Source organism: Methylibium sp., from assembly GCF_965279545.1.
GTDB lineage: Bacteria > Pseudomonadota > Gammaproteobacteria > Burkholderiales > Burkholderiaceae_C > Methylibium.
In genome coordinates, this window is sequence record NZ_OZ257250.1 from 4,431,823 (window position 1) to 4,458,006 (window position 26,184).

Sequence of the window (26,184 nt, forward strand, 5' to 3'; positions counted from 1 at the left end):
GACAGAACAGCACGAAGAGTCAATAGCAATAAGGTCTGTCCCTGAATTGGATCGCTCTCGATTCATTGGGTACTTTCCGACGCTTCTGTCTGTCATTCGTTTGTCTGGTCACGTTTCGGCAAGACGCAATTGAGCGTCTGCCGCGTTCCCGGAGTCATTCATCACCTGAAAGGATCATCATGAAATTGAATCGCATCACCGGCTTGCTCGTCCTCGCCGCGGCGGCCAGCGTCACAGTCGCGCATGCATCGCCCGGCAAGACTCGAGATGAAGTCAAGGCCGAACTGGCGGAAGCCATTCGCACCGGCAACATCTCCGCCGGCAACACGAGCCTGACGCTGCGGGAGCTCTTTCCGCAGCGCTACCCAAGTCAGGCTGCAGCGACGCCGCTGACGAGAGAGCAGGTTCGAGCGGAGTTGGCCGAGGCGATCCGGACCGGCGAGATCCGCAGTTTCGAGGGTTCTGCATCCCTGCGCGAATTGAACCCGGGCGCGTATCCGGCCCGACCCGAAGCGCCCGGGCTTACGCGTGCGCAGGTGCGCGCCGAACTGGCGGAAGCCATCCGTACCGGCGACATCGTCGGCAATGGCGACAGCGGTCGCAAGCTCAACGAGCTCTGGCCGAATCTGTACCCGAAGACCACGATGTCCAGCATGCCGCAAGCGCAGCAGGTCGGCGCTCTGAATGGGCCGTCGGTTGATGGATCGAGTCAGTGACATTGAGTCGATAGCGGTCGCTTCTCATGCCGGCAAGTGGTGTGAGAACGGGCGTTCCCTGGTGGTGAGCGAGAGGGCAGCCTCGGCTTGCCGCCAGGGCTGATTCGAATCGGTCCTGGCGTTCAGTGATTCAACCAGAACAAGGACCGGGCCTGCCGCCACGGCATGGTTTGACGAATCGCAACACGAACCGGTCGGTCGGAGTCGTCATGTCGAAGAAGGCTCGTTCGCGACGATCCTTCGGGTTGCGCAGAAAGTCGGCTTCGGCTTCAAAGACAAACCCGACGGATTCGATCTCGCTGCGCACGGTTCGTTTGTCGATACGGTGCAAAGTCTTCACGTCGCTCAACCCGTGCCCCGGTTTGGCGGCGTGGTCGATCAGAAGCAGGTGACCACCGGGTTTGAGCGCGGCAAAGATTGCGCGATTCATCCTGCTCCGGTTCACTGGTGCATAGGCGATGTCGTGATAGGACAGCACCAGGGTCACGAGATCGACGCGCGGTGCAGCGGCCGGGAATGGGTCCTCGAGCGGTCTGAGCAGGACTTCGATATTCGCCTGCGGATGTTCGGCAAGTCGCTGGTCGAGAGCGGGGCGCGGTTGTTCCAATTGGGACCAGACCTTGCCCCGAGGGCCGACAGCCAGCGCCATCAACTGGGTGGTGTATCCGCCGCCGGCCGAAATGTCGAGAACGGTCATGCCTGCTTGCAATTGCGCGAATCGCAAGAGGGCAAGCGGCTTGCGGTTCTCGTCTGCCTTGCGATCGTCCTCGCTTCGCAACGGGCTCGCAATAACGGCCATGAAGTCGGCGTCCGAAGCGGCGAACGCATGCGGCGAGGGCCAGGATTCGCCCAGTGCCATCAATGAGTACAGGATGAGCTGGCGGCGCCGGTGCGGATTCATTGAACGCTCCTCGAGCGAAACTGAGTCATCGTACAGCCCGCAGAAGACGGCCGCGGCGTGAGCCCGGTGGCCTCGGCTGAGGCGGTTCGACAAGTCGGTCGTGAACTGGGTAGGTGGATCGAGGCCTTCTGATGCCGCCGCTCTTGAGGGCAGCCAGGCCACGGCTTCGAAGGTTGGTCAGGCGCGCTGGCGGGGCGAGCGGCCTGCGCTGGGGGGCGCAGCGATCGGGCATCGATGTCAAGCGGACGGAGCCTGCTCCGCTGGACATCGGACACTCCGGCGGGCGTCACCGCCCGCGCTGGCCCCGGGGGCGAAGTCGTCCTAGAGGAATCGGAAGACGATCGGGCAGTTGACGATCAGGCCACTCGAACCGAACGGGGCTCCTCCCGGCGCAGTCAAGTGACCGGCACGGACATAGCCGAGCACCTCGAACTCTTCACGCACGCGCGATCGATAGTCGAAGTCGATCGCATGCTGTGTCCACTCTCCGACATTGAGGTCCCACAGCGGGCTGTAGTCGGTGGCCACGGTCGGAATGCCTCCCAGCACGTTCAGCGGGCCACCATCTCCCTTGAGTGCGCTGTCGAAGCCCTGGCGCTGCGGGTTGATCTCTCCGGGTACGTCGTTGGTCGGGCCGTTGACGATGGCGAAGAGACGCTCCACGGCGCTGAAGGCGCCGTCGTCGCTGCCGACCTTGATGTCCGTCAGAGCAGCGGCATAGGTGGCACCCTCGAGGCTCGCGGGCAGCGGATCGCTGGCTTCGGTGCTCAGATAGAGCACGGGCCGCCCGAAGCTGAAGCCCTTCGTCAGCGCCAGGGTCACGACACCGTCGCGCGGGCAGATCGAGACCACCTTGTCGTGCACCACCCGATGGTCTGCAGAGCCGTCACAGTACTGGTTGAGCGTCGCTTCGTCGACATTGAAGGCAAGCATCGGCGCGTTGTAGATGTAGTTGCCGATCTTCGCCAGTGGGCTGTAGTCGGCGTCACCCACGGACCCGGGCTGAACGGCCGTCGGCGGAAAATAGCGAGGTGCTGCGCCGGGCGTGACCGAGACGGCCGGAGAGAAATCTACCGTGCCATTGGCGAATACCACCACGGTTTCACCATCGATCAGCTGCTGTGTCGCCCTGCGCACGCCGCGACCCACGTCTGCGTACTCGAGCTTGGCGGAAAAGTTGAGACCGAGTGCCGCTGCATTCTTCTCGTCCGAGGTGTCGGTGAGGATGTACCAGACCGTCTGACCGCTTGCAACGCGCCCCTTGTAGAGCGGCAGGGTCAGCGTACCCGCTTCTTCGTCCAGCGTTCCGGCCTTGAGCAGTTGGTAGGGACCGATCAGCTCTTTTTGCACGGTGGAAGGAGCCGTGCCGAAATAGGTGGCGGGAACATCGGCGCCGATGGACGCGGGCGACGGCTGGATCTCGGTGATCGGGGTGGGATTGGCGATGGCGACCACACCGCTCGTGAAATCGCCAGTGGCGGCACCGGGGCTCACATCAGGAGACGGTGAGGTGCCGCCCGTGGACGGCGAGTCGCCGCCACCGCCGCCGCAGGCGACGAGGATGCTGGTGGCGAGCACCGTCAGTAGAAATGGCTTGCGCATAGTGATTCTCCGAAAACTTGGGGATAGGGTGGTGTGAATTACAGGAAGCGGAAGACGATCGGGCAGTTCACGATCAGTCCGCTCGAGCCGAAGGCCTTGCCCCCTGGGCCGGTCATCCAGCCAGATCTCACAAGGCCGAGAATCTGGAATTCCTCGCGCACGCGCGAGCGGTAGTGGCTGTCAATGGCGTGCTGCGTCCACTCTCCGACGTTCAGGTCCCACAACGGGCTGTAGTCGGTGGCAATGGTCGGGATGCCACCCAGGACGTTGAGCGGGCCACCGGTGTCTCCCTTGACTGCGCTGTTGAGGCCTTGGCGCTGCGGATTCACGACATTCGCCTCGACATTGACCGGGCCGTTGGTGATCGTGAAGAGCCGCTCCACCGCGCTGAATGCGCTGTCGTCACTGCCCACCTTGATGTCGGTCAGGCCGGGAGCAAGCGTGGCGCCTTCCAGCGCTGCGGGCAGCGCGTTGTTGGCTTCCATGCTCAAGTACAAGACCGGGCGGGCGAAGCTGAAACCCGTTGTCAACGCCAGTGTCACGACGCCATCTCGCGGGCAGATCGATACCACCTTGTCATGCACGATGTTGTGATCGGCATTGCCGTTGCAGTACCCGTTGAGCGTTTCCTCGCTCACGTTGAAAGCCACCATCGGCGCGTTGTAGATGAAGCCGCCGATCTTGGCCAAGGGGCTGTAGTTCGCGTCACCGACCGAACCCGGCTGGGCTGCCGCCGGTGGGAAATAGTTCGGTGCCGCGCCAGGCGTCACGGAGCGCACCGGCGAGAAGTCCACCCGACCGCTCTCGAAGACGACAACCGTCTTCCCGTTGATCAACTGTTGCGTGGCCTTGCGTGCGCCCCTGCCTACGTCGGCGTAGACCAGCTTGGAGGCGAAGTTCAAGCCCAGTGCTTCGGCATTCCGTTCGTCGGTGGTGTCCGTGAGCACATACCAGACCGACTCGCCGCTGCCGAGCTGGCCCTTGTACAGGGGCAGGGTGATGGTCCCTGCCTGCTGATCCAGCGTCCCTGCCTTGAGAAGCTGGTACGGGCCGATCAGCTCCTTCTGAACGGTCGAAGGAGCGGTTCCGAAATAGGTGGCCGGAACGTCGGCACCGATCGATGCGGGCGACGGCTGTATCTCCGTGATGGGAGTCGGTGGAGGAAAGTTCTGCGCAGAGGCGGACGCTGCGATGCAGGCCAAGCTGAGTAGGGCGAGACGTTTCTTCATGCTATTTCCGGTGGAGTGGAACGACAAAGGTGTGTGGCTTTGTCCGCACTGAACAGAGGCGACGAATCCCTGGATCAGATTCAAACCGGCGTACAGAAGATGCGGACTCTGTAGGTCTGCGCAGCGACCATGTCCTTACGACGTCTATTCCTATCGTTCTCATAGAAAAAATAAGGAAGTCGACAGGGAATTATTTTGTCGGTGTGGATTGCCCCCCAATGGGGCAAGGTGGGATCTGAACCAGTGGGTCGGGAATAGAAGTGAAATGCAAGCGTGCGACTTGGTCAGAAAGACCGAGTGCGGGTGAGAAGCGGTCGCGAGAAGCAGCGCCTCGCCGCTCAACGAGGGGCGAGGAGTTCGGTGTCTCGTGAAAAGGCTTCCGGCGCGCAGGCACCGGCTCGGCAGCCAGTGGTGTCCGAGCCGCGGAGGTGCGGGCGAGCGCCCGCCGTTGATCGCAGTGCCGTTCGCTCGGTCAGAGGCGAGCGCCCGGGCTGGGCGCGGCGGTGGCCTGATGCAGTGAGAGGGCCTGTCGCAGGCGCTGCACTTCTTCTTGCAATGGTGCGACGAGCTCCGCGACCTCGGCGAGGGTGAACCGCGGCGTGATGTGCTGCGGGCAATTCCAGTCGAAGGCCTCGACACGGATCATCACCACCCGCTCGACCCGCGACGCTTTGTTGCGCAGGTCGTGCAAGCTCAACAGGTCCCGGCCTTCCTCGGCGGGGAGCAGCAGGGCGCGTCCCATGATCTTCAGGCGCCGTTGCGTGGCGTAGTCCATCAGGAACAGCGCCACGCGGTCGTCGTTCGTCAAGTTGCCGGCGCTGATGTATTGCCGGTTTCCACGCACGTCCGCATAGCCCAGCGTCTTGTCGTCGATGACTTCGAGAAAGCCCTTCGCTCCCCCGCGGTACTGAACGTACGGCCAGCCGGTTTCGCTCACCGTGGCCTGGTAGAAGCCGTCTCGCGCGGTGATGAACGCCACCTCGTCGTCGGTCAGCGAGTCACCGCGGTCTTCGAGGTGGTCGAGCCGCGCGTAGTGCGTGCGGCTGCCCGCCTGCGTCTGCAGGGCTCGGACGGCAGGTGTGAAGGCAAGGTCGGCGTAGGCACGGCTCATGAGGATCCACCCATCTGGATATTGACTGCGCCGCGGGCCGGTGGCGGAGGATTGCGGCCCGCGGCGAGCATGGGCTCAGGCAGCCCGGCGGCTGACCTGAGGAAAGTCGATGTCCGTCCTGGCAACGTTGTTGATGTAGTTGGTCAACACGTTCAGGGCCACGTTCACGACGATCTCGACCGTCTCGGCGTCACCGAAGCCCGCTGCGCGCAGCGACGCGAGTTCTGCGTCCGATACGCGACCGCGCGAGCTGGCGACGAGTTGCGCGAAGCCGACTGCGGCGGCCACTTTCGGATCCGCGGCATCGCCGTCGCGCGCGGCCTGGATCTCCGCGTCGCTCAGCTTCGCGACGTTGCTGCCGAGGTAGGTGTGTGCGGCAAGACAGTAGTCGCACTGGTTCACTTCGGCCACCGCCAGGGCGATCCGCTCCTGCAGCCCCGCGCCGAGTGACCCCTTGGCCAATGCACCGCTCAGGCTCAAGTAGCCTTCGAGTGCAGCCGGGCTGTGGCCGACCACCTTCATCAGATTGGGCACCATGCCGAGCTGGCGGTTCACGGCGTCGAGCAGGGGTCGGGAGTCGGCGGGTGTTTGGTCGGCACTGAGGCTGGCGATGCGGGACATGGTCGAGTTCCTTTTGACGAAGAGGCTGTGGTGCTGGCCGCTGAAGGTGATGCCGCAGCGGCTGACCGGAACTGTGGTCGACCGCTGGGAAAAATAGAATGCCCGGCGGTGCCAAGAGACCGTTTCGCGCGAAGGAACAATATGGATCGGTTGCACGCGATGAGTGTGTTCGTTGCAGTGGTCGATTGCGGCGGCTTTGCCGCGGCGGCGCGCAAGCTGGGCATCTCGCCTCCCGCGGTGACGCGCGCCATCTCCGATCTAGAAGCCCGGCTGGGCGTGCGCCTGCTGTCGCGCACCACGCGGACGGTGCGCGTGACGGACGCCGGGGCGAGCTACGTCGAGGACTGCCGACGCGTCCTGTCCGCAGCGGACGAGGCCGACGAAGCCGCCTGCGGCACGCATGCCGCGCCGCGCGGCCTGATTACCGTCACGGCGCCTGCCATCTTCGGCAACACCCATGTCGCGCCCATCGTGACGGAGTTCCTGCGGCTCTACCCGCAGGCCAGTGCCGCCTGCTGGTTTGTCGACCGGGTGGTCAACCTCGCGGACGAAGGCGTCGACGTGGCGATTCGCATCGGCGCGCTGCCGGATTCGACGCTCAAGGCCGTTCGTGTCGGTCAGGTGCGCAGAGTCATCTGCGCGTCACCGATCTACCTGGAGGGTCATCCGGAGCCGGTCGAGGCCGCCGACCTGCAGCAGCACGTCATCATCTCGGCCAATCCCGTGACACCGATGCCCGAGTGGCGTCTGCGCGGCAAGAGCGGTCTGCAGACTGTCAGGCTGAGTCCGCGCATGAGCACCTCCACCAACGAGGCCGCGCTGTCGGCCGCCGTCGCCGGCTTCGGCATCACCCGGGTGTTGTCCTACCAGGTCGCGGATCACCTCCGCTCGGGTGCCTTGCAGGCCATCTTGCGGGAATTCGAGTCGGACGTGATGCCGGTCCACGTGGTGCATCGCGAAGGTCGACACGCTTCGCAGAAGGTGCGTGCCTTCCTCGACCTGACCATCGAGCGTCTGCGCGAGAACCCGGCGGTGAACTGAGCCTTGTTCGCCGTCGGTTCGGCCCGCGAACCAGCGCGGACGGCGGAAAGCTCCGCACGGCGTGCAAGTCCTCGGTCGTTTCGAAATGCGGTCTGGTGAATTTCGCCCGCTGTGGATTGTGCGGAAGACAGGTGGGACCTATGGTTTGCGCCGAGGCGGGCTTCACGACGAAGTCTCCGCCACTGTTTTGACGCCACCATGGCGGATCAGGGAGAGCATCTTGAACACCAGCATCGCCGATCGGCGACGATTCCTGCAGGCCGGCGCGGCATCGCTGGCCACCACGGCCCTCGCGTCGGCACCCGGACTCGCACGGGCGGCACGCACGCCCCCGTTGAAGGCTCTCGCCATCGACGGGTTCACGACATTCGACCCACGCCCCATCCTCGCCTTGACGGAGCAGCTGTTTCCAGGCCGTGGCGCGGAGCTGTCGTCGCTCTGGCGCACGCGCCAGTTCGAGTACTCATGGCTGCGCACCCTGATGGGCCGCTATGCCGATTTCTGGCAGGTGACTGAAGAAGCACTGGTGTTCGCCACCCAGCAACTCAAGCTCGAATTGCGTCCGGCGCAACGGGACCAGCTGATGCAGGCCTTCTTGTCGTTGAAGGCCTGGCCCGACGTGCGAGCCGCCTTTGTCGCGCTGCGCGAGGCCGGTATCCGGTTGGCCTTTCTGTCGAACTTCACCGATCGCATGCTCGATGCGGCCAGCCACAGCGCCGGGCTGGCAGACCTGCTGGACCCGCATCTGAGCACCGACCGCGTGCGCGTCTTCAAGCCCCACCCCAGGGCCTACCAGATGGGCGTCGATGCCTTCGGCCTGCCGCGCGAGCAGATCGGCTTTGCCGCTTTCGGAGGCTGGGATGCGGCGGGGGCCAAGGCCTTCGGCTACCCGACCTTCTGGGTCAACCGGACACAGCAGGCGACCGAACAACTGGGCAGCATGGCCGATGCCCAGGGCAGCAATTTCGAAGCGCTGCTGCTTTGGGCATTGGGCAGCTGATGATGCGGCAGCCGGACCGTGCGCCGTCTCGCGTGCGGGACGGATCTGCGAGCCGGCTCAGGGGCGCGGACGCCGCGCGGGCAGCTTCCTAACGACCGCATCGGCGGGTCCCAGGAGCCGCCCATCCGCGGAGCGCAGTTCCAGCCTGCGCACGGAGCGTCCCGCCTTGCTGTCCACCATCACCGAGTGCGGCTCTCCCGGCGCAAAGAAGTGGTCTTCGCCCCACTGCCTGAGGCCGACCACCACGTGGAAGAGCCCTCGGCCCTTCCTGGTCAGCACGTACTCCTGGTAGACGCTGCCGTCGGACGCCGGGACCACGTCCAGGATGCCGTGGGCGACCAGCGTGCGCAGCCGCGCCGCGAGGATGTTCTTCGCGAGGCCCAGGTCCTTCTGAAACTCGCCGAAGCGGCTCATCCCGTCGAAGGCATTGCGAACGATCAGCAGTGACCACCAGTCGCCGATGGCGTCCAGGGCTCTGGCGACGGGACATTCCGCTCCCGCAAGACTCTTGCGCTTGACCATCTCTGCTCCTCGGACCGTCGCGATCCAGGTCATCTCTTCGTTTGCCGTTGCGAGCGCCGTCAGACCCGCAGCGCCGGTCGGCTGACTCGCGCGGCGGCATGCGCAGCAAGCCACGCCCCGGCAATGGCATTCGCCGCGGTGCACCCGATTTTCCACACGATAGTTGCATCATAAAACCAAACTGCGTAGCATCCGCATGGTTTCGTAATGCAACCAATATTCCAACCACCCACCACGGAGTCCATCGAACCGTCATGCCACTCAAACACCACCCGTCGCGTCGTTCCGTGCTGCTTACCGCAGTCAAGACCACGGCCACGCTGCTCGTCGCGAGCGAAGCGTCGGCCACCGAAGCTCACGCCCGCTCTCAAGCAACGCGCAACACCAGCAAGGACACTGCCATGCCGATCGCTCCAACCTCCGCCCCGACTGTGCTGACGCGCGCCACGCTGAAGACCGTCACCGCCGACGGCGTGAGTGTGTTCTACCGCGAAGCCGGCGCACCTGACGCGCCGGTGCTGCTGCTGCTGCACGGCTTTCCCGCCTCGTCTCACATGTTCCGCGAGCTGATCCCGCGCCTGGCCGATCGCTACCGGGTGATCGCACCGGACTTCCCGGGCTTCGGCTTCACGACGGTGCCGGCCGAGCGCAACTACGTGTACTCATTCGACGCCCTGGCCCGGACCACGCAGGCCTTCGTCGATGCCTTGGGCCTCGGGCGCTATGCGCTCTATGTGTTCGACTACGGCGCGCCCGTCGGCTTGCGGCTCGCGATGGCCCATCCCGAGCGGGTGACGGCCATCGTCTCGCAGAACGGCAACGCCTACGAGGAAGGCCTGGGCGCAGCCTGGGCGCCATTCCAGCGGTACTGGCGCGAGCCCACGCAGCCCAACCGGCAGGCCCTGCGCGAAGCGCTCACGCTGGAGACGACGCGCTGGGCCTACACGCACGGCCTCGCCAGGCCCGACGCCGTGGCGCCCGAGACCTACACGCTCGATGCCGCGCTGATGGCGCGTCCGGGGAACGCCGACATCCAGCTCGACCTCTTTCTCGACTACGCGTCGAATGTGAAGCTCTATCCGGCCTTCCAAGCCTATTTCCGCACCGCGAAGCCTCGGATGCTGGCGATCTGGGGCAAGCACGACGAGCTGTTCATCCCGGCCGGTGCCGAGGCTTTCAAGCGGGACAATCCCAATGCGCGGGTGGAGTTGCTCGACGCAGGGCACTTTGCGCTCGAGACCCACGTGGATCCGATCGCCGCCGCGATCGATCGACTGCTCCGAGGCTGAAGCAGCGGCCACCGGGCGGGCCGCTCGCCAGCGGCTCGCGACCCGCCCGAGAGCAGGCAGGCGTCACTGAGCCGTGTAGCCGCCGTCGATGGCGATGCACTGTCCGGTGAGGTAGCGTGCCTTGTTCGACGCGAGGAAGACGATCGCGTCGGCGATCTCTTCGGGATGGCCGACGCGCTTGGCGGGCACCACGCTCACCAGCCCGGCCTTCGCTTCGGCATTGCGGCCGGTGAAGCGGTCCAGCATGTCGGTCTCGATCGGCCCCGGCGCGACGGCGTTCACCCGCACCCCAAAGGCCGCGGCCTCCAGGGCCGCTGATTTCGTGAGGCCTTCGACGGCGTGCTTGCTCGCCACATACACCGAGGCGCCGGCAAAGCCGACCTGCCCCGCGATCGACGACAGGTTGATGATGCTCCCGCCGCCCTGGGCCTGCATCACCGGCAGTTCGTGCTTCAAGCTCAGCAAGGTGCCCAGCACGTTGGTGTCGAAGGTGTTGCGGTAGTTGTCGACCGTCTGGTCGGCAAGCATGCCCGTGTGGCCCTCGGTGCCGGCGTTGTTGACCGCCACGTCGATGCGGCCGAAGCGCTCCAGGGTGCGTGCGACCAGGCCCGCAACGTCCTGTTCGATGCGCACGTCGGCGCGGATGTACTCCGCCTGCACTCCCAGGTCGCGAAGCTCGGCGGCCAGCGCCTGGCCGACTTCGTCGCGACGGCCGGACACCACCAGATGGGCGCCTTCCTTCGCGAACGCGAGGGCCGTGGTGCGGCCGATGCCGGTCAGTGCGCCGGTGATGAGGACGATGGGGGGTATGGTCAAGGCGGTCTCCTGGTCAGCGGCTTTGTTGTCAACGGCCCCACGATGCTTGATTCCACTTGGCTCCGGTAGGGGGGACTTCGGCCTAACATAAATTCCCGAGTGGAATCAATCGAACCGTCATGGACCGTTTCCTCGCAATGCAGACCTTCGTGCGTGTGGCCGACGCCGGCAGCTTCTCGGCGGTGGCCCGTGAACTGGGCAGCACGCAAAGCGCGATCAGCAAGCAGGTTGCTGCGCTGGAGAGGCATCTCGGCGCTTCATTGCTCACCCGCAGCACGCGCCATCTCGCGCTGACCGAAGCCGGCCAGCGCTACCTCGAAGAAGCGCGCCGCCTGGTGGCCGAGGTGAGCGAAGCCGAAGCCGTGGTCCGGCGCGGCGAACAGCAGCTCAGCGGCTTGCTGCGCGTTGCCGCATCGGTGGGCTACGGGCGCACGGCCTTGATGCCGCAGGTGAAGAGTTTTCTCGCGGCGCATCCGGACGTGCGCATCGACCTGCGGCTCGACGACGGATTCATCGACCTGGTGGAGCGAGGCATCGATGTCGCGGTGCGCATCGGGGAGCTGGCCGACAGCAGCCTCGTGGCACGGCGCATCGGCACGACGCACCGCGCACTGATGGCCAGCCGGCGCTACGTGGAAGGCCTGCCGAGGGCGCTGCGCACGCTGCGCTCGCCGGCCGATCTGGCGCATCACAACTGCATCGTCTACACCGAACTGGCCGTGCGTGACGCCTGGCAGTTCGATGGGCCCGGCGGCGCGAGTGCGACGGTGCGCGTGAAGGGGAATCTGCAGAGCAACAGCTCGGAGGTGGTCCGTGCGGCCGTGCTGTCGGACATGGGCGTGTGCTACTCACCGACCTGGCTGTTCGACAAGGAACTGGCCAGCGGCGACGTGCGGCGCCTGATGACCGGATGGCCCCTTCGGCCGCTGCCGGTGCACCTGGTGAGTCCGCTGCAGCTCCGGCATTCGGCCAAGGTTCGCGCTTTCGGCGAGCACGTCGCCAAGGGCCTGGCCGAAGCGCTCGACCGCGGCCCGACGGGTCGGCGTGCCGACACCACGTGAAGGGTTCCGACTCGGGCGCAGGATCACGCCTGCGGGCAGCTCTCCGCCCTGTCCGTCGAAATGCGTCGAAGGCCGGCCGAGCTCAGAAGCGCTCCACCCAGGGCCTGACTTCGACCTCCCAGCTCCAGGCGCTTCTCGGTTGAGCCAGAAGGTGCAGATAGGTCATTGCGATGGCCTGCGGATCGAGCTGGTCATCGCGGTCATCGGAAAGTGCAGCAGCTGGTGCAATCGGGGGCTGCCGGATGATGCCGTCCACGATCACGTGGCCGACGTGGATGCCCTGCGGGGCGAGTTCGCGGGCCAGACTCTGTGCCAGACCCCTCAGGGCGAACTTGCCCATCGCGAAGGCAGCCGACTGCGGATAGCCTTTCACGCCGGCGGAGGCGCCGGTGAACAGCAGGGCGCCTTGGCGCGCGGGCAGCATGCGGCGCGCCGCCTGTTGCGCGACCAGGAAGGCTCCGTACGCCGTGACCGCCACTGCTTGCGCCACGGCACCTGCGTCCACTTCGACGAGCGGGCCGCGCACCCGCTGGCTGGCGTTGTACACGACGACATCCGGCGCACCGGCAAGCTTCTCGGTGGCCTGCTCGAACAATGCCGCCACCTCGGCCGCGTCCGTCGCGTCGCAGCGCAGGGCGGTGGCCCCCAGCTCTTCGCAAACCGGCCTCAGCTTGTCGGGGTGACGTGCCGCCAGGACCACCTGCAGGCCAGCTTCACGCGCGAAGACGCGTGCCAGGCTCGAGCCCAGGCCGTTGCCGGCACCGACGATCAATGCTCTGCGGTAGGGGATGTCCATGTTCGGGGTGCTCCGGTCGTGGAGGTCGATCATCGGCGACTCTCTTGCGGGTCAGGAACCGATGCGCAGGTTCTGCGGGAACAGTGCCGTGCGCGCGCTCTCGTCCATCTCGGTCTTGAACGCGTGGCGCGTCTTCAGCGCTTCGACGCGCTGGGCCGCGGGGCGGGCATTGATCTCGTCCAGCAGCCGCTTGACATGGGGCAGCTTGTCCCATGCGTTGGCGCCCAGAACGAAGGGCACCGCGCGCGCCCAGCCCCAGACGGCCATGTCCACCAGCGTGTACGCATCACCCAGCATGTGGCGATGCTTGGCGAGCCGGGCATCGACGATGCCCCAGTGGCGCCATGCCTCGAAGTCGTAGCGATTCACTGCATACGTATCGGGCTCCGGTGCGTAGTGCTTGAAGTGCACGCATTGTCCGGAGTACGGTCCGATACCGCTGGCCACGAACATCAGCCAGGAGTGCATCTGCGCGCGTTGCGCGGCCGTGTTGTCGGGCAGGAACAGGCCCGTCTTTTCCGCCAGGTAGAGAAGAATCGCGTTGCTGTCGAAGACCGTGCTGTCGCCATCCACCAGCGCGGGCGTCTTGGCGTTCGGATTGATCGCGGTGTAGCCAGGGGCGTGCTGTTCGCCCTTGCGCGTGTCGACCGGTACCAGCTCGTAGGGCAGGCCGGCTTCTTCGAGGTAGAGCGCGACCTTGGCAGGGTTCGGGGAGGGGTGGTAGTAGAACTTGATCACGCCAGATCCTTTCGATGACGGGGGGCGCAGCGATTCTGTGGTGGCAGCAGCTTCGCTGCAGAGGTCGCCCGTCGTAACCCTGCTGCGCGCTCGGTTCCGCGGCCTCTGCGCCATCGGACATTCCCCTCGCCGCCATGAGGTTTACGGTGCGCCGGGATTCGACGCGGCCACGACGCTCTAAGCTGAACGCATGCAATCGATCACGCGGCGGCAGTCCTGCGGCGTTCTGGCCGCTGCCGTGTTCTCCGGTCCGGCTCTGGTGCCGTCGGCCGCATGGGCGGCATCGATGCAGTCGTGGCCGCTCGGCACGTCGCAGCCTACCGGTATCCATGACGTGGCCCCGGCGCCCGACGGTGGTGTCTGGTTCACCGCGCAGCGAAGCGGACACCTGGGATGGTTCGACCCGGGCACCGGCCGCAGCGAACTCATCGCGCTCGGCGCCGGGTCTGCGCCGCACGGCGTGATCCAGGGGCCGGACAAGGCGGCCTGGATCACCGACGGCGGCCTGGGAGCGATCGTCCGCGTGAGTTGGCCCGATCGCACCATGCGATTCTTCGCACTGCCAGCCGGCGCCCCCCCTGCAAACCTCAATACCGCGACCTTCGATGCCGACGGCAATTTGTGGTTCACCGGACAGAGCGGCGTCATCGGCAAGCTCGTGGTGAAGAGCGCGACCGTCACGGTCAGGGGCGCGCCGCGAGGGCGCGGGCCCTACGGGATCTGCACCACGCCGCGGGGCGACGTGTGGTGGTGTTCGCTGGCCGGCTCGTTCATCGCGCGCATCGACCGGCGCACCGGCGACTCGACGATCGTCGAGCCCCCCACGAGAAACCAGGGTGCGCGCCGCGTGTGGAGCGACAGCCGCGGTCGCCTGTGGGTCAGCGAATGGCTCAGCGGCAACCTGTCGAGACACGACCCGGCCCATGGCTCATGGCGCGCCTGGCGGCTGCCCGGCGGCAGTCCGCGCCCCTATGCCGTCTACGTCGACGAGCGCGACAAGGTCTGGGTCAGCGACTTTGGCGGCAATGCGGTATTCCGCTTCGACCCGGACAGCGAGCGCTTCGAGCGTTTCGCCTTCGCGCGCGAGGCGGCCGGCGTTCGACAAATGCTCGGCCATGCGGGCGAGGTGTGGTTGCCGGAGAGCGGTACGGAGCATGTCTCGGTGATACGAACTTCCTGAACCGCTTGCCGCGGCGTCCGGCTCATCGAGCGGCGATTCTTTCAGGCCGCTTTCGCGCCCGCCGCGTGAATCGCCAGGATGTCGTGGACCGCCGTGTTGAATGGCGTCGGTATGCCCACGCTCCTGCCTCGCCGGCTCACGTCGCCGCTCAGCCACTGCACCTCCAGGCGGTTGCCGCGTTCCAGATCGCGGTGCATGGACGAGGTCATGTCGGCTGGCAACTGGTCGCACAGGCGCAGCCTGGTCTCGGCGAAGTCTCGATCGAGCTGTATTCCCAGCGCGGCTCCGACATCCACGACTTCCTGCAGGAGATTTGCCAGCAAGCGGCGAGCGTGCGGATCGGACCGCACCTGCCCGATCGGGCAGCGGGTGGAGGAGGTCGCCGCCGACATTCCCACCAGGAAGACGAACTTCTCCCAGATCGTCCTGCCGATGTCGACGCTGATCTCGGTGTCGATTCCGGCGCGCCGGCAGGCGTCGTGGAAGCGCTGGACGCGCTTGGACGGACTGCCGCCGTACTCGCCGATGACGAGCTTTTGCAGCGTGCCCGAGTGTGCGATGACGCCGGGCTCGGCAATCGAGGCCGCGATGTAGCAGACGCCGCCCACGACTGCGTGCTCGCCGAGCGCGGCCATCAGCATGTCATCCTTGACGACACCGTTCTGGAGCGAAATCACCGCCGTGTCGTCACCGACCAGCGGCCGGATCGCCTGCACTGCGGATTCCGTATCCCAGAGCTTCACTGCGAACAGGACCACATCGACGGGACCGATCTCGCGTGGATCGTCAGTGGCCCGCGTGTCTGCCAGGTGCACGTCACCCAGCGGACTGGTGACTTTCAGGCCGTGGGCCCGAATGGCTGCGAGGTGGGCACCCCGGGCAATGAAAGTCACGTCGCAACCGCTCTGGGCCAACCGGGCGCCGAAATAGCCGCCCACGCCGCCCGTGCCCATGACTGCAATCTTCATGTTGTTCATTTGTTGATCAGACAATCAACAAATATAGAGGCCTGCTCGAACCATTGCAGCGCGGGGAATTCATAGGCTTGTATCCGGCATGGTCATATCGTTGGCATCGTTGCCTGCCCAATAACGTGAACAAGCAATCTACAATTTCACCATGGGAAGACTTCGAGAATTCGACACCGACGAGGTGCTCGATCGGGCCATCGACGTGTTCTGGGCGCAAGGCTTCGATGCCACGGCGGTGCAGCAGCTCTGCCGTGCCACGGGCCTGAACTCCGGCAGCCTCTACGCCGCATTCGGCGACAAGCGGGGCTTGTTCGTCCAGGCACTGCAGCGCTACATGCGCGTCGTGTCCCATCGCGCGATAGAGCGCCTGAGCGGCAATCCTTCCGGCCTCGACGGCATCCACGACTACTTCTCCACCCTGATCGACGGCATGGTCCATGGCAAGCGCAAATGGGGTTGCCTCGTCACCAACTCCGTCGTCGAGTTCAGCCTGCGCGACGCCGAGATTGCCGAGAGTTACCGGCTTCACTTCGCGCGGCTCGAAGCCTCCTTTGCCGGGGCCATCGAGCGGGCCCATCGCAGCGGCGAATTGGTGCGCGCCGTGCCGGCGGCTCAGGCCGCGACTTTCCTGGTGTGCACCGTCCAGGGCCTCAACGTCCTGGCGAAGACGCGTCCCGAGCGACGGGTGTTGGAGACGGTCGTCGCGGTGGCGCTCGGCGCTCTGTCGATCCCTGCGCCGTCGGCCCGTCGCTAGCGGCGCCCTCGGGTGATTCCGGTGGCGATCGCCCCGCGAAGGCGACGGCGGGCTCGGCCGACGCGTCAGCGCGTCGCGGTGCCGGGGGCCGAAGCCGCCGCGGCGGCCTGCCGTGCTGTGTCCGCGTCCGGCGCGCGCGGCTTCACGTAGCGCTCGGGGGACAGCTGATTGAGCTTCAGGCTGCTGTCGCCACTGACGATGTCGCCATTGCGAATGGCCTCGGCCAGTTCGGCCTTCACCTGGGCACGGGTCAGGCCCGTCGCCGCCGGACGGTTGGGATAGTTCGCCGGGTACTGTTCCCTGAGCGTCAGGCCGCTTTCGCTGGAGATGATGTCCCCGGTTCGAATGGCCTCGGCCAGTTCGGCCTTGACCTGTTCGCGCGACTTGCCGGCCTGCGCGTGTGCAGTCGTGCCAAGCGCTGCGAAAAGAAAGAGCATGCTGGTGATGCGTGTGAGCTTCATGGTGGCGGCTTTCGGAGGTGAGGGGGCGGTGAAGGTTTCCACGGTCCGGAGCGTGCATGGGGTCGGCATCGATCCGAAGCGTGGCGTGGGACTCGGCACGTCGGCCTTGATGTGCAGTACCGGTGCGAGGCACCGGAAATTCCGAACGTCCGGAGTCCCGCGGCCGACGCCAGGCCTTCGAGGGCTCTCGGTGCGATGGCCGGCCTCGTCGAGCGGCCGGTCTCGGGTTTTCATCGACAATCGGTGCCGGTGTTGCCAAGCGCAGCCAGCGCATGAAGCTTTGCACCGATGCCGGCCCCGAGCTGGATTCGACCCTTGCGTGGGGCAGACCCCGATGAGCACAGCGCCCTTGCACTACCAGAGCGGCTTCGGCAACGAATTCGCCACCGAGGCGCTGCCCGGTGCGCTGCCCGAGGGTCGCAACTCGCCCCAGCGTTGCCCCTATGGCCTGTACGCCGAGCAACTGAGCGGCACCGCCTTCACCGCGCCGCGCGCCGACAACCGGCGCTCCTGGCTCTACCGCATCCGCCCGTCGGCGATGCACCGGCCCTTCGAGCGCGCGGCCGACGGCCGCATCGTCAGCGATTTCAGCGTGCCGGTCACACCGCCCGACCCGCTGCGCTGGAACCCGCTGCCGCTGCCGGACCTGCCGACCGACTTCGTCGAAGGCCTGGTGACGATGGCCGGCCACGGCGCGCCGCAGCTGCAGGCCGGCGCCGCCGTGCACCTGTATGCCGCCAACCGTTCGATGCAGCACCGCAGCTTCTACGACGCCGACGGCGAGCTGCTCATCGTGCCGCAGCACGGCCGCCACCGCTTCGTCACCGAGCTCGGTGTCATCGACGCCGAGCCGCAGGAGATCGTCGTCATCCCGCGCGGCCTGCGTTTTCGCGTCGAGCTGCCGGACGGCGAAGGTCGCGGCTACGTGTGCGAGAACTACGGCGCCCCGTTGCGCCTGCCCGACCTCGGCCCGATCGGCTCCAACGGCCTGGCCCATGCGCGCGACTTCCTGACCCCGGTGGCGGCCTACGAAGACGTCGACGGCCCGCACGAACTCCTTGCCAAGTTCATGGGCCACCTGTGGTCCGCGGCGATGGACCATTCACCGATCGACGTGGTCGCCTGGCACGGCAACTGTGCGCCGTACAAGTACGACCTGCGCCGCTTCAACGCCATCGGCTCGATCAGCCACGACCACCCCGACCCGTCGATCTTCCTGGTGCTGCATTCGGCCTCCGACACGCCGGGCACCAGCAACATCGACTTCGTGGTGTTCCCGCCGCGCATCCTGGCCATGCAGGACACCTTCCGCCCGCCCTGGTTCCACCGCAACGTCGCCAGCGAGTTCATGGGGCTGATCCACGGCGTCTACGACGCCAAGGCCGAGGGGTTCGTTCCCGGTGGTGCCAGCCTGCACAACTGCATGACCGGCCACGGCCCCGATGCCGAGACCTTCGAGCGGGCGAGCCGGGCCGACCTGTCGAAGCCCGACGTGATCCGCGACACGATGGCCTTCATGTTCGAGGCGCGCCAGGTGTGGCGCCCGACCGCACACGCGCTGAACTCGCCCGAACGGCAGCCGGACTACCAGCGCTGCTGGCAGGGTCTGAAGAAGCACTTCGATCCCGGCCGCCGCTGACGGCCCCGGAGCGCTTGCGGCTTCACCCGATCGAGAGCACGATGTTGCCGACGCTGCGGCCTTGCTCGACGAGTTCGTGCGCCTCGACGATGCGATCGAGCGGCAGGCGCTCGGCGATGTGGTGCACCAGGTCGCCGCGCGCCAGGAAACCATCGAGCGTCTCGATCGCGCGCTGCCGGTCCGCATCGTCGAGCAGGTAGACGATGAAGAGCCGGATGCGCGGGCTGCGCGCCGCGAGCGCGAAGAACGGCAGCGTGAACTGCGCCGCGCCGCTGCCGTAGACGACCCACTCGCCGCCGGGGCGCACGACCTCCATGTTCAGCGCCGCATTCGCGACGACATCGACCTCGATCACGCGGTCCACGCCGCGGCCGCCGGTGGCCTGGCGCACGCGCTCGGCCACGTTCTCGGTCTTGTAGTCGATCACCGTGTCGGCGCCGGCCGCGCGCACCAGTTCGGCCTTCTGCGCGCTGCTGACCGTGGCGACGATGTGCTTCGCACCGAGTCGGCGCGCGAACTGCACCGCGTAGTGGCCGACGGCCCCCGCGCCGCCGGCGATCAGCACCGTCTTGCCCTCGACGCCGCCGTCGACCCGCAGCGCGTGCAGCGCCGTCAGCGCGGGGATGCCGAAGCAGGCGCCGGCCTCGCCGGGCACGCCGGCCGGCAAGGGCACGGCCTGGCGCTCGGGCAGCGCGATGTACTGCGCGGCCGTGCCGAAAGGCCGGGCCCAGGCGGCGTTCCACAGCCACACCCGCTCACCCAGGCGCGCCGCGCTCACGCCGGGGCCGACGGCATCGACGACGCCCATGCCGTCGCTGTGCGGCGTGACACGGGGGAAGGGCATGACCGGGCTGCGCAGGCCGCCGCGGGACTTCACGTCCGAGGGGTTCACGCCCGACCACTGCAGCTTCACGCGCAGCTCGCCCGGGCCGGGCACGGGGTCGGGCAGGGTGCCGAGTTGCAGCACGTCCCGGGCGGGTCCGGTGCGGTCGTAGAAGGCAGCGCGCATGGTCTTTGCAGGGGGTGAAGGTGGGCAGTGGCGATGCGGCGGCCGGGTCGGCACGCCCGCATCGGACTGGCCGATGGTGCCTGACACGAGGCGCTTGCGCAGTGGCAAAACCCGCCAGCCCCTGCGACGCGTCCGGGCATCGGTTCGCCGGCCCTCAGGGCCTACAGTGACGGGGTGCACATCGAAGGAGTTCTGTAATGAGCGGTCAACGAATCGGCGTCATCGGCGCCGGCACCATGGGCAACGGCATCGCGCAGGTGTGTGCGGTGGCGGGCCTGCCCGTCACGATGGTCGACGTGTCGGATGCGGCGCTCGCCAAGGGCTTGGCCGCGCTGTCGGTCAGCCTCGACCGGCTCGTGAAGAAGGACAAGCTCGGCGCCGCCGACAAGGACGCCGCCGTGGCGCGCGTTCAGGGCACGACCGCCTACGAAGACCTGTCGGGTGCCGCCGTGGTGATCGAAGCCGCGACCGAGAACCTGGACCTGAAGCTGCGCATCCTGCGGCAGATCGACGCCATCGTCACGCCCGAGACGGTGATCGCGACCAACACCTCGTCGATTTCGATCACGCAGCTGGCCGCGGTGGTGTCGCGGCCGGAGCGCTTCATCGGCATGCACTTCTTCAACCCGGTGCCGCTGATGGCGCTGGTGGAGATCATCCGCGGGCTGCAGACCAGCGACGCGACGCTGGCGCTGGTGCAGTCGCTGTGCCGCGACATCGGCAAGCAGCCGATCGCGGTCCGCAACAGCCCGGGCTTCGCCGTCAACCGCATCCTGTGCCCGATGATCAACGAGGCGATCTTCGTCCTGCAGGAAGGGCTGGCGAGCGCCGAGGACATCGACACCGGCATGCAGCTCGGCTGCAACCAGCCGATCGGGCCGCTCGCGCTGGCCGATCTGGTCGGGCTCGACACCTTGCTCGCGGTCATGCAGGTGTTCTACGACGGCTTCAACGATCCCAAGTACCGGCCCGCGCCGCTGCTGAAGGAGATGGTCGCCGCGGGCCGCCTGGGCCGCAAGAGCGGCCGCGGCTTCCACGTCTACGGCTGAGGCAGCCGCCATGTTCCGCGCCCTGATGCTGACGCAGGTCGACCGGCGCACCCACGCCGAGCTGGTGGCGCTGGACGAGTCGCAGCTGCCGCCCGGCGAGGTCACGGTCCGCGTCGAATACTCCAGCCTGAACTTCAAGGACGCGCTCGCGATCACCGGGCGCGGCGCGATCGTCCAGCGCTGGCCGCTGGTGCCGGGCATCGACCTGGCGGGCGTGGTCGAGCACAGCAGCGACCCGGCCTGGCAGCCGGGCGAGCGGGTCGTCGTCAACGGCTGGGGCCTGGGCGAGACCGCATGGGGCGGGCTGGCGCAGAAGGCCCGTCTGGCGCCGGAAGGCCTGCTGCGGCTGCCGCAGGCCTTCACGACGCGCGAGGCGATGGCGATCGCGACGGCCGGCTACACCGCGGCGCTGTGCGTCATCGCGCTGCAGCGCCACGGGCTCGAGCCGGGCACCGACGAGGTGCTGGTCACGGGCGCGGCGGGCGGCGTGGGCTCGGTGGCGGTGGCGCTGCTGGCCGGGCTGGGCTTTCGTGTCGTTGCCTCGACGGGGCGGCCGGCGGAGGCAGAGTACCTGCGCTTCCTCGGCGCCGCGGCGATCCTCGACCGGGCGGAACTCTCGGCGCCCGGCAAGCCGCTGCAGAGCGAGCGCTGGGCCGGTGTGGTCGACACGGTGGGCAGCCACACGCTGGTCAATGCCTGCGCGCAGACGCAGTGGCACGGCGCGGTGACCGCCTGCGGCCTGGCCCAGGGCGGCGACCTGCCGGGCACGGTGATGCCCTTCATCCTGCGCGGCATCACGCTGTACGGCATCAACTGCATGCGGGTCGACGAGGCCACGCGGGCCCTCGCCTGGGAGCTGCTGGCGCAGCATGTGCGCAGCGACCAGCTGGCGCAGATGACGCAGGAGATCGGGCTGTCCGAGGTGATCGCGCATTCGACCGCGCTGCTCGACGGCAAGGTGCGCGGGCGCACCGTGGTCGACGTCAATCGCTGAGCCGCGGTGTCGGGGCGCCCGACCCGGCCGGGCGCGCCGCGGGTCGCCGCGCCGGGGGCTGCCCTGCTGCCTGCAGGCCGCTGCGCAGCGCGCGGTACTCGCCCGGCTGCGAGCCGCTCCACTTCTTGAACGCTCGGTGGAAGGCGCTCGGCTCCTGGAAGCCCAGCAGCGTGGCGATCTCGGCGATGCCGAGCCGGCTGTGGCACAGGTGGTGGATCGCCGCGTCGCGCCGCAGGTCGTCCTTCACGCGCTGGTAGGTGCCGCCCTCGGCCTCGAGCCGGCGCCGCAGCGTCGACGGCGCGACGCGGAACTCGCCGGCCAGGTCGTCCAGCGTCGGCCAGTCGGCGTTGCCGCCGAGACAGCGGCGCAGACGGCGACGCACGCGTGCCGTCCAGCTGTCGGTGCTCTTGTACTTCAGGAACACCGACTGCGGCGCAGAGCGCAGGAAGCTCTTCAGGCTGGTCTCGGTCTGGATGACCGGCGCCTCCAGCAGCGCCGCGTCGAAGCGCACGGCGGTGCGTTCGGCACCGAAGGCCAGGTCCTCGCCGTACATCACGCGGTACTCGCGCGCCTCCTCGGGTTGCGCATGGCCGAAGGCGATGTGCGACAGCCGGATGCGCCGCCCGATCAGCCAGCACATCAGGCCGTGCACCATCACCAGGTAGGTCTCCTCGGCGAAGCGGCGGTCGGCCGGGTCGGCGATGCGGTTGTGCAGCGTGATCACGGCCTGGCCACCGTCGTCGGTGAGCTCGCCGTGCAGCTCGTCGAGGAAGATCGCGAAGCTGCGCAGGCACTGCCGCAAGGCCCGGCCGAGCGTGCCGCAGTGCAGCACCGCATGGCACATCAGCGCGAAGCTGCCCACTTTCATGCGGCGGGCGTCGAGGCCGAAGAACTCGTCGTCGAGCTGCCGGGCCACCGCGAGCCACAATGCCGCGAAGGCCCGGGCCGGCACGCGCGCCTGGCGGTGCGCCAGCATCTCGGCCGGGATGCCGGCCACCCGCAGCACCGCAGGCAGCGCATCGGGTGAGAGATGCGCCAGCGCAGCGCGCACGAAGTAGATCGAGACGGTGTCCTTGTCCATCGGCAGCCGGCAGTGTAGTGAGCGGCTGCCGCGGGTGGCAAAAACGCGCGCCGCGCTTGAACGCTCGGGGCATGTCGCCGGGCGGCCGCTGCGCCGAAAATCAACGACCGACCGAAGCCCGCGGACGACCGCCGGGCGCCACGGCAAGGAGACCCACGATGACCGACCTGTCCGCCGAGTTCAAGGCCCTGGCCGAGTACCGCCCGGTGAACCGGGTGCGTTTCGTGACCGCCGCGAGCCTGTTCGACGGCCACGACGCCGCGATCAACATCATGCGGCGCATCCTGATGGGCATGGGCGCCGAGGTCATCCACCTGGGCCACAACCGCTCGGTCGACGAGGTGGTGACCGCGGCGCTGCAGGAAGACGCCCAGGGCATCGCGATCAGCTCCTACCAGGGCGGCCACGTCGAGTACTTCAAGTACATGGTCGAGCTGCTGAAGGCGCGCGGCGGCGAGCACATCCAGGTGTTCGGCGGCGGCGGCGGCGTCATCGTGCCGGCCGAGATCCGCGACCTGGCCGACAGCGGCGTGCGCATCTTCAGCCCCGAGGACGGCCAGCGCATGGGGCTGCAGGGGATGATCGGCGAGATGGTGATGCGCTGCGACCGCGACCTGTCGCCGCATGCGCCGACGGCGCTGGACGCGCTCACGGGCCATGGCGAGGCCGCCTGGCGCGCGCTGGCCCAGCTGATCACTGCGCTGGAGAACGGCCGGGTCGATCCGTCGCTGGTGCAGGCGCTGCACGCGCGGGCCCAGGAGCGCCACGTGCCGGTGCTCGGCATCACCGGCACCGGCGGCGCCGGCAAGTCCAGCCTCACCGACGAGCTGATCCGCCGCCTGCGGCTGGACCAGGACGACGCGCTGCGCGTCGCCGTGATCTCCATCGACCCGTCGCGCCGCAAGAGCGGCGGCGCGCTGCTGGGCGACCGCATCCGCATGAACGCGATCGGGCCGTGGAGCCGGGGGCCGCGATTGCCCGCCGGGCCGCCCCAAGGGCAATCAGCCCCCTCGGGGGGCAGCGCAGCCCCGACAGGGGCAAGCGTGGGGGCTCAAAGAGTCTTCATGCGCAGCCTCGCCACGCGCGACACCGGCAGCGAGATCAGCGCCGCGCTGCCCGAGGTGCTGGCCGCGGCCAAGGTGGCCGGCTTCGACCTGGTGATCGTCGAGACCTCCGGCATCGGCCAGGGCGACGCGGCGATCGTGCCGCTGGTCGACGTGCCGATGTACGTGATGACGCCGGAGTACGGTGCCGCCAGCCAGCTCGAAAAGATCGACATGCTCGACTTCGCCGAGTTCGTGGCGATCAACAAGTTCGACCGCAAGGGTGCGCCCGACGCGCTGCGCGACGTGGCCAAGCAGGTGCAGCGCAACCAGGAGGCGTGGAGGCAGCGGCCCGAGGAGATGTCGGTGTTCGGCACCATGGCCAGCCGCTTCAACGACGACGGCGTGACCGCGCTCTACCAGGCCCTGAAGGCACGGCTCGCCGGCCTGGGCCTGCCGGTGCGCGAGGGGCGGCTGCCGGCCGTGGCCACGCGCCACAGCACGCACCAGACGCCCATCGTGCCGGGCGCGCGGGTGCGCTACCTGGCCGAGATTGCCGACACGGTGCGCGGCTACAAGCGGCATGCCCGCGAGCAGGCGCGCCTCGCGCGCGAGATCCAGCAGCTGCGCGCGAGCTCGCGCATGCTGCACGAGGCCATTCCCGACAAGCACAAGGCGCGCGACGCGCTCGAGGAGCAGGCTGTGCTCCGCGAGGCGCGGCAGGACCCGCGCGCACGCAAGCTGCTCGCGATGTGGCCGGACCTGCAGAAGGCCTACGCCGGCGACGAGTACGTGGTGAAGATCCGGGGCAAGGAGATCCGCACCGCGCTCACCCACACCACGCTGTCGGGCAGCAAGATCCGCAAGGTGGCGCTGCCGCGCTACGAGGACCACGGCGAGATCCTGCAGTGGCTGATGCTCGACAACGTGCCGGGCAGCTTTCCGTACAGCGCCGGCACCTTCGCCTTCAAGCGCGAAGGCGAGGACCCGACCCGCATGTTCGCCGGCGAGGGCGACGCCTTCCGCACCAACCGGCGCTTCAAGCTGGTGAGCGAAGGCATGCCGGCCAAGCGGCTGTCGACCGCGTTCGACTCGGTCACGCTGTACGGGCACGACCCCGACCTGCGGCCCGACATCTATGGCAAGGTCGGCAACTCCGGCGTCAGCATCGCGACGCTCGACGACCTGAAGGTGCTGTACTCGGGCTTCGACCTCACCCACCCCAGCACCTCGGTGAGCATGACGATCAACGGCCCGGCGCCGGCCATCCTGGCGATGTTCATGAACACCGCCATCGACCAGAACCTGGAGAAGTTCAGGTGCGAGAACGGCCGCGAGCCGACCGACACCGAGGCCGCGAAGATCCGCGAATGGGCGCTGGCCAACGTGCGCGGCACGGTGCAGGCCGACATCCTGAAGGAAGACCAGGGCCAGAACACCTGCATCTTCAGCACCGAGTTCAGCCTGAAGGTGATGGGGGACATCGCCGAGTACTTCGTGCACCACGACGTGCGCAACTTCTACTCGGTGAGCATCAGCGGTTATCACATCGCCGAGGCGGGGGCCAACCCGATCAGCCAGCTCGCGTTCACGCTCTCCAACGGCTTCACCTTCGTGGAGGCCTACCTGGCGCGCGGCATGCACATCGACGACTTCGCGCCGAACCTCTCCTTCTTCTTCAGCAACGGCATGGACCCGGAGTACACCGTGATGGGCCGCGTGGCGCGCCGCATCTGGGCGGTGGCGATGCGCGACCGCTACGGCGCCAACGAGCGCAGCCAGAAGCTGAAGTACCACGTGCAGACCAGCGGCCGCAGCCTGCACGCGCAGGAGATCGCCTTCAACGACATCCGCACCACGCTGCAGGCGCTGATCGCGATCTACGACAACTGCAACTCGCTGCACACCAACGCCTACGACGAGGCGATCACCACGCCCACCGAGGAGAGCGTGCGCCGCGCGATGGCGATCCAGCTCGTCATCAACCGCGAGTGGGGCCTGGCGAAGAACGAGAACCCCAACCAGGGTGCCTTCATCATCGACGAGCTGACCGAGCTGGTGGAGGAGGCGGTGCTGGCGGAGTTCGAGAAGCTCTCCGAGCGCGGCGGCGTGCTCGGCGCGATGGAGACCGGCTACCAGCGCGGCAAGATCCAGGAAGAGAGCATGCACTACGAGATGCTCAAGCACACCGGCGAGTTGCCCGTAGTCGGCGTCAACACCTTCCGCAACCCGCACGGCGACCCGGTGCCCGGCCACATCGAGCTGGCGCGCTCCACCGACGAGGAGAAGCAGTCGCAGCTGCAGCGCCTGCACGAGTTCCGCCGCACCCATGCCGACGCGGCGCCGGCGATGCTGGCGCGGCTGCAGCAGACCGTGATCGACAACGGCAACGTCTTCGAGGTGCTGATGGATGCGGTGCGGGTGTGTTCTTTGGGGCAGATCACCACGGCGCTGTTCGAGGTGGGTGGGCAGTACCGGCGCAGCATGTAGGGCGCCGCCTGGCCCCTGGCGCGCTGCGCTGTGTGCGCGGACCGAGCGGCGGCGGCCAAGCTGCCGGGTG

General features: G+C 67.5%; 24 protein-coding genes. 11 read left to right on the forward strand and 13 right to left on the reverse strand.

Annotated features, from left to right (window positions below; all coding sequences use genetic code 11):
* Positions 1–179: 179 nt before the first annotated feature.
* Complete coding sequence (locus tag ACQY9S_RS20990) at positions 180–716, forward strand: DUF4148 domain-containing protein (protein WP_428422461.1); 537 nt, start codon at positions 180–182, stop codon at positions 714–716.
* Between the two features lie 130 nt (positions 717–846).
* Here the strand turns inward: ACQY9S_RS20990 and ACQY9S_RS20995 are convergent, their stop codons facing one another.
* From ACQY9S_RS20995 to ACQY9S_RS21015, 5 genes are all read right to left on the reverse strand, one after another.
* Positions 847–1,779 carry a class I SAM-dependent methyltransferase gene (locus ACQY9S_RS20995; protein WP_428422462.1) on the reverse strand — a complete coding sequence of 311 codons (933 nt, stop codon included), beginning with the start codon at positions 1,777–1,779 and terminating at the stop codon, positions 847–849.
* A 159-nt stretch (positions 1,780–1,938) separates the two neighbouring features.
* Positions 1,939–3,219, reverse strand: a complete 1,281-nt coding sequence (locus tag ACQY9S_RS21000) for a hypothetical protein (protein ID WP_428422463.1) — start codon at positions 3,217–3,219, stop codon at positions 1,939–1,941.
* Positions 3,220–3,257: 38 nt separating this feature from the next.
* Positions 3,258–4,448: a hypothetical protein gene (locus ACQY9S_RS21005; protein WP_428422464.1), complete on the reverse strand. Its 1,191-nt coding sequence runs from the start codon at positions 4,446–4,448 to the stop codon at positions 3,258–3,260.
* 472 nt (positions 4,449–4,920) lie between these two features.
* The gene (locus tag ACQY9S_RS21010; RefSeq protein WP_428422465.1) at positions 4,921–5,559 is read right to left on the reverse strand and encodes a pyridoxamine 5'-phosphate oxidase family protein; all 639 of its coding nucleotides are present in this window, start codon (positions 5,557–5,559) and stop codon (positions 4,921–4,923) included.
* A gap of 75 nt (positions 5,560–5,634) precedes the next feature.
* Complete coding sequence (locus ACQY9S_RS21015; RefSeq protein WP_428422466.1) at positions 5,635–6,180, reverse strand: carboxymuconolactone decarboxylase family protein; 546 nt, start codon at positions 6,178–6,180, stop codon at positions 5,635–5,637.
* Positions 6,181–6,210: 30 nt separating this feature from the next.
* On the opposite strand from ACQY9S_RS21015, the gene ACQY9S_RS21020 reads away from it, so the two are divergent.
* The gene (locus ACQY9S_RS21020; RefSeq protein ID WP_428422467.1) at positions 6,211–7,221 is read left to right on the forward strand and encodes a LysR family transcriptional regulator; all 1,011 of its coding nucleotides are present in this window, start codon (positions 6,211–6,213) and stop codon (positions 7,219–7,221) included.
* Between the two features lie 61 nt (positions 7,222–7,282).
* Positions 7,283–8,221 carry a haloacid dehalogenase type II gene (locus ACQY9S_RS21025; protein ID WP_428422468.1) on the forward strand — a complete coding sequence of 313 codons (939 nt, stop codon included), beginning with the start codon at positions 7,283–7,285 and terminating at the stop codon, positions 8,219–8,221.
* 57 nt (positions 8,222–8,278) lie between these two features.
* On the opposite strand, the gene ACQY9S_RS21030 is transcribed toward ACQY9S_RS21025, so the two are convergent.
* Positions 8,279–8,743 carry a winged helix-turn-helix transcriptional regulator gene (locus ACQY9S_RS21030; protein ID WP_428422469.1) on the reverse strand — a complete coding sequence of 155 codons (465 nt, stop codon included), beginning with the start codon at positions 8,741–8,743 and terminating at the stop codon, positions 8,279–8,281.
* 401 nt (positions 8,744–9,144) lie between these two features.
* Here ACQY9S_RS21030 and ACQY9S_RS21035 point away from each other — a divergent pair, with 401 nt between their 5' ends.
* Entirely contained in the window at positions 9,145–10,032 is an 888-nt protein-coding gene (locus ACQY9S_RS21035) for an alpha/beta fold hydrolase (protein ID WP_428422470.1), read from the forward strand.
* Between the two features lie 63 nt (positions 10,033–10,095).
* Here the strand turns inward: ACQY9S_RS21035 and ACQY9S_RS21040 are convergent, their stop codons facing one another.
* The gene (locus tag ACQY9S_RS21040) at positions 10,096–10,848 is read right to left on the reverse strand and encodes an SDR family NAD(P)-dependent oxidoreductase (RefSeq protein ID WP_428422471.1); all 753 of its coding nucleotides are present in this window, start codon (positions 10,846–10,848) and stop codon (positions 10,096–10,098) included.
* 119 nt (positions 10,849–10,967) lie between these two features.
* On the opposite strand from ACQY9S_RS21040, the gene ACQY9S_RS21045 reads away from it, so the two are divergent.
* Entirely contained in the window at positions 10,968–11,909 is a 942-nt protein-coding gene (locus ACQY9S_RS21045; RefSeq protein ID WP_428422472.1) for a LysR family transcriptional regulator, read from the forward strand.
* A gap of 82 nt (positions 11,910–11,991) precedes the next feature.
* Here ACQY9S_RS21045 and ACQY9S_RS21050 read toward each other — a convergent pair whose 3' ends face one another.
* Positions 11,992–12,705, reverse strand: coding sequence for an SDR family NAD(P)-dependent oxidoreductase (locus tag ACQY9S_RS21050; protein ID WP_428422473.1), 714 nt, complete (start codon positions 12,703–12,705; stop codon positions 11,992–11,994).
* A 51-nt stretch (positions 12,706–12,756) separates the two neighbouring features.
* Positions 12,757–13,443 (reverse strand): glutathione S-transferase family protein, encoded by a 687-nt coding sequence (locus ACQY9S_RS21055; protein WP_428422474.1) that lies wholly within the window; start codon positions 13,441–13,443, stop codon positions 12,757–12,759.
* 190 nt (positions 13,444–13,633) lie between these two features.
* Between ACQY9S_RS21055 and ACQY9S_RS21060 the strand changes: the two genes are divergently transcribed.
* Complete coding sequence (locus ACQY9S_RS21060) at positions 13,634–14,623, forward strand: virginiamycin B lyase family protein (RefSeq protein WP_428422475.1); 990 nt, start codon at positions 13,634–13,636, stop codon at positions 14,621–14,623.
* 41 nt (positions 14,624–14,664) lie between these two features.
* On the opposite strand, the gene ACQY9S_RS21065 is transcribed toward ACQY9S_RS21060, so the two are convergent.
* On the reverse strand, positions 14,665–15,591 hold the full coding sequence (locus ACQY9S_RS21065) for a ketopantoate reductase family protein (RefSeq protein WP_428422476.1): 927 nt from the start codon (positions 15,589–15,591) through the stop codon (positions 14,665–14,667).
* A gap of 151 nt (positions 15,592–15,742) precedes the next feature.
* Between ACQY9S_RS21065 and ACQY9S_RS21070 the strand changes: the two genes are divergently transcribed.
* Positions 15,743–16,348, forward strand: coding sequence for a TetR/AcrR family transcriptional regulator (locus ACQY9S_RS21070; RefSeq protein WP_428422477.1), 606 nt, complete (start codon positions 15,743–15,745; stop codon positions 16,346–16,348).
* A gap of 65 nt (positions 16,349–16,413) precedes the next feature.
* Here ACQY9S_RS21070 and ACQY9S_RS21075 read toward each other — a convergent pair whose 3' ends face one another.
* Positions 16,414–16,851 (reverse strand): DUF4148 domain-containing protein, encoded by a 438-nt coding sequence (locus tag ACQY9S_RS21075; protein WP_428422478.1) that lies wholly within the window; start codon positions 16,849–16,851, stop codon positions 16,414–16,416.
* Between the two features lie 292 nt (positions 16,852–17,143).
* On the opposite strand from ACQY9S_RS21075, the gene hmgA reads away from it, so the two are divergent.
* Entirely contained in the window at positions 17,144–18,448 is a 1,305-nt protein-coding gene (gene hmgA, locus ACQY9S_RS21080) for a homogentisate 1,2-dioxygenase (RefSeq protein ID WP_428422479.1), read from the forward strand.
* 22 nt (positions 18,449–18,470) lie between these two features.
* On the opposite strand, the gene ACQY9S_RS21085 is transcribed toward hmgA, so the two are convergent.
* Complete coding sequence (locus ACQY9S_RS21085; RefSeq protein WP_428422480.1) at positions 18,471–19,457, reverse strand: NADPH:quinone reductase; 987 nt, start codon at positions 19,455–19,457, stop codon at positions 18,471–18,473.
* Positions 19,458–19,654: 197 nt separating this feature from the next.
* On the opposite strand from ACQY9S_RS21085, the gene ACQY9S_RS21090 reads away from it, so the two are divergent.
* Both ACQY9S_RS21090 and ACQY9S_RS21095 read left to right on the forward strand, forming a co-directional pair.
* Positions 19,655–20,506 carry a 3-hydroxybutyryl-CoA dehydrogenase gene (locus ACQY9S_RS21090; RefSeq protein WP_428422481.1) on the forward strand — a complete coding sequence of 284 codons (852 nt, stop codon included), beginning with the start codon at positions 19,655–19,657 and terminating at the stop codon, positions 20,504–20,506.
* A gap of 10 nt (positions 20,507–20,516) precedes the next feature.
* Positions 20,517–21,500 carry an MDR family oxidoreductase gene (locus tag ACQY9S_RS21095; protein WP_428422482.1) on the forward strand — a complete coding sequence of 328 codons (984 nt, stop codon included), beginning with the start codon at positions 20,517–20,519 and terminating at the stop codon, positions 21,498–21,500.
* Here ACQY9S_RS21095 and ACQY9S_RS21100 read toward each other — a convergent pair.
* Entirely contained in the window at positions 21,490–22,581 is a 1,092-nt protein-coding gene (locus tag ACQY9S_RS21100) for an AraC family transcriptional regulator (RefSeq protein ID WP_428422483.1), read from the reverse strand. The two genes, ACQY9S_RS21095 and ACQY9S_RS21100, sit on opposite strands and share 11 nt — an antisense overlap.
* 158 nt (positions 22,582–22,739) lie before the next feature.
* Here ACQY9S_RS21100 and icmF point away from each other — a divergent pair, with 158 nt between their 5' ends.
* Entirely contained in the window at positions 22,740–26,114 is a 3,375-nt protein-coding gene (gene icmF, locus ACQY9S_RS21105) for a fused isobutyryl-CoA mutase/GTPase IcmF (protein ID WP_428422484.1), read from the forward strand.
* Positions 26,115–26,184 lie beyond the last annotated feature (70 nt).

Excerpts from the sequence above, each read along its gene's own strand:
- ACQY9S_RS20990 (WP_428422461.1), top strand. The coding sequence starts at position 180 with ATGAAATTGAATCGCATCACCGGCTTGCTCGTCCTCGCCGCGGCGGCC.
- ACQY9S_RS21000 (WP_428422463.1), bottom strand. The coding sequence starts at position 3,219 with ATGCGCAAGCCATTTCTACTGACGGTGCTCGCCACCAGCATCCTCGTC.
- ACQY9S_RS21005 (WP_428422464.1), bottom strand. The coding sequence starts at position 4,448 with ATGAAGAAACGTCTCGCCCTACTCAGCTTGGCCTGCATCGCAGCGTCC.
- ACQY9S_RS21010 (WP_428422465.1), bottom strand. The coding sequence starts at position 5,559 with ATGAGCCGTGCCTACGCCGACCTTGCCTTCACACCTGCCGTCCGAGCC.
- ACQY9S_RS21015 (WP_428422466.1), bottom strand. The coding sequence starts at position 6,180 with ATGTCCCGCATCGCCAGCCTCAGTGCCGACCAAACACCCGCCGACTCC.
- ACQY9S_RS21030 (WP_428422469.1), bottom strand. The coding sequence starts at position 8,743 with ATGGTCAAGCGCAAGAGTCTTGCGGGAGCGGAATGTCCCGTCGCCAGA.
- ACQY9S_RS21035 (WP_428422470.1), top strand. The coding sequence starts at position 9,145 with ATGCCGATCGCTCCAACCTCCGCCCCGACTGTGCTGACGCGCGCCACG.
- ACQY9S_RS21045 (WP_428422472.1), top strand. The coding sequence starts at position 10,968 with ATGGACCGTTTCCTCGCAATGCAGACCTTCGTGCGTGTGGCCGACGCC.
- ACQY9S_RS21050 (WP_428422473.1), bottom strand. The coding sequence starts at position 12,705 with ATGGACATCCCCTACCGCAGAGCATTGATCGTCGGTGCCGGCAACGGC.
- ACQY9S_RS21060 (WP_428422475.1), top strand. The coding sequence starts at position 13,634 with ATGCAATCGATCACGCGGCGGCAGTCCTGCGGCGTTCTGGCCGCTGCC.
- ACQY9S_RS21065 (WP_428422476.1), bottom strand. The coding sequence starts at position 15,591 with ATGAAGATTGCAGTCATGGGCACGGGCGGCGTGGGCGGCTATTTCGGC.
- ACQY9S_RS21070 (WP_428422477.1), top strand. The coding sequence starts at position 15,743 with ATGGGAAGACTTCGAGAATTCGACACCGACGAGGTGCTCGATCGGGCC.
- hmgA (WP_428422479.1), top strand. The coding sequence starts at position 17,144 with ATGAGCACAGCGCCCTTGCACTACCAGAGCGGCTTCGGCAACGAATTC.
- ACQY9S_RS21085 (WP_428422480.1), bottom strand. The coding sequence starts at position 19,457 with ATGCGCGCTGCCTTCTACGACCGCACCGGACCCGCCCGGGACGTGCTG.
- ACQY9S_RS21090 (WP_428422481.1), top strand. The coding sequence starts at position 19,655 with ATGAGCGGTCAACGAATCGGCGTCATCGGCGCCGGCACCATGGGCAAC.
- ACQY9S_RS21095 (WP_428422482.1), top strand. The coding sequence starts at position 20,517 with ATGTTCCGCGCCCTGATGCTGACGCAGGTCGACCGGCGCACCCACGCC.
- ACQY9S_RS21100 (WP_428422483.1), bottom strand. The coding sequence starts at position 22,581 with ATGGACAAGGACACCGTCTCGATCTACTTCGTGCGCGCTGCGCTGGCG.
- icmF (WP_428422484.1), top strand. The coding sequence starts at position 22,740 with ATGACCGACCTGTCCGCCGAGTTCAAGGCCCTGGCCGAGTACCGCCCG.